General features: G+C 67.3%; 1 protein-coding gene. It reads right to left on the reverse strand.

Translation table 11 applies throughout. The features are described from left to right. Positions 1–66: 66 nt before the first annotated feature. Complete coding sequence (locus ABZW18_RS34690) at positions 67–1389, reverse strand: DUF222 domain-containing protein (protein WP_356195493.1); 1323 nt, start codon at positions 1387–1389, stop codon at positions 67–69. Between the last annotated feature and the right edge of the window lie 255 nt (positions 1390–1644).

A 1644-nucleotide genomic window follows, 5' to 3' on the forward strand; every position in this document is an offset into this window, starting at 1 on the left:
CAGCGGCGCCGGTCGGCGCCTGATCCTGGCTCTGTCCGGTTCAACTGGACAGACCCATCGGATGGTTCAGGCCACTGCTGCGTAGGTGTGGGGGGTGTTGGAGTAGGTATGGCCCGTGGGTGCGGTCCAGGTGGTCCGGCCGGTGGTGCGGTCCCGTTCAACCGACCATCCGGCGCGGTGCTTGAGAAGGTGGTGCCGTCGGCATAGCGGCATCAGATTCTCCGGGGTCGTCTGCCCTCCCGCCTCGGGATGGTGGTGGTTGAAGGGGTGGATGTGGTCGAGGTCGCAGCGGTGAGTGGGCATCTGGCAGGAGGGGAAGGCGCAGCGTCCGTCCCGGGCGGTAACGTGCCGCATGGTTTCGGCGGTGGGCCGATACGTGGTGGGGTCAGTCTTGATCAGCATGCCGGTCGTGGGGTCGGTGATCAGGCGCCGCCAGATGGAACCAGGTTCTTCGGCCAGGGCGCGGGCCTGTACGGCGGCGATCGGCCCGTAGCCCTTGAGGTCGGCGGGCTCATCGGATGCACCGATCAGCATGTCCAGCGAGACCGTGACGTGGACCAAGGGTGCTGAGCGTCCCGTTGTCCTGTTCAACTGGACAGCCGTCCGGCCTTCGTCCCCGCCGCCATGCGTCTGAGCAGTTGTCCCGTTGAACTGGACAGACCGGTGGACGACGAGATCGACCAAGGCGTCGGCGCGCCGCTGCTCCAGGGTGCGCCGGTCTTCGCCGCTGCCCCTGATGGCTCCGGCGTGGGTGTCGACGGCTTCATCGAGCTGGGCGGCTTGCTCGGCAGGAAGATAGGCGGACCACCAGGCCATACCGTCCTGATCCATCCGGTGACACACCTTGCGCTCGGCCCTCGCCGACAGGTGGCGGGTCTCCGCTCCTTCCGGATCGGCCTTCAACACCGCGCGGTGCAGGGCTTTGCGGGTGGCGGAGACGGCCTGGTCAGGCATCCTGTCCGCCACCAGCGACTCCACGCGCGCCGCGGTATCGCGCGGAAGGTTCTGGGTGACCTCCACGACCGCGTGGGCCTGCATGTAGTGGATGCGCCCCGACTCCAGGAGTGCCAGGGTGGTGGGGAAGGTGCGGGTCAGCTCTCGGGCAGTGGACAGACGGGTCGCGGCGCTTTGGTTGGAGATGCGCAGGGCGCAGGCCACCTGTTCGCAGGTGAAGTCCCACACCCCTTCCGCAGGGCTGTCCTCGCCGGGGAAGGGCTCGACCGGATCGGCCTCCAGCTCGTCCAGGATGCGGACTTGCGCGGCCTGGATCCACTCCGCGTGCCGCTCCAGCGCCCGTAGCGCGTCGATGCGTCCCGTCCCCGAGAGCTGTGCCGGGGCCAGTACCGTCAGGAGACCCGCCGTTTCCGGACCCGGGACCTCCTCTGCCAAATATGCGGCCCACTCATCCGGCGCACCTGGCAAGGCCGCTGTCGACGGCCGCGCTGCTTCGTTCATGGCAATCCCCCGATCCCCGTGAACCCCTCGCCCCCACACGGGAGTTCGTACAACCATCATCCATCACGCAGAGTGATACAACCAGTTCACAGGTGGTAAATCACTCGATGAGGTGGCAGTTGTGCGCCCAGCCCGGATGTCCAGTTCAACCGGACACCTCCAAGAACCGTCGGATTGGGCCGTCAAGCC

The organism is Streptomyces sp. NPDC004647 (genome assembly GCF_040609575.1).
In the GTDB taxonomy this organism is placed as follows: domain Bacteria; phylum Actinomycetota; class Actinomycetes; order Streptomycetales; family Streptomycetaceae; genus Streptomyces.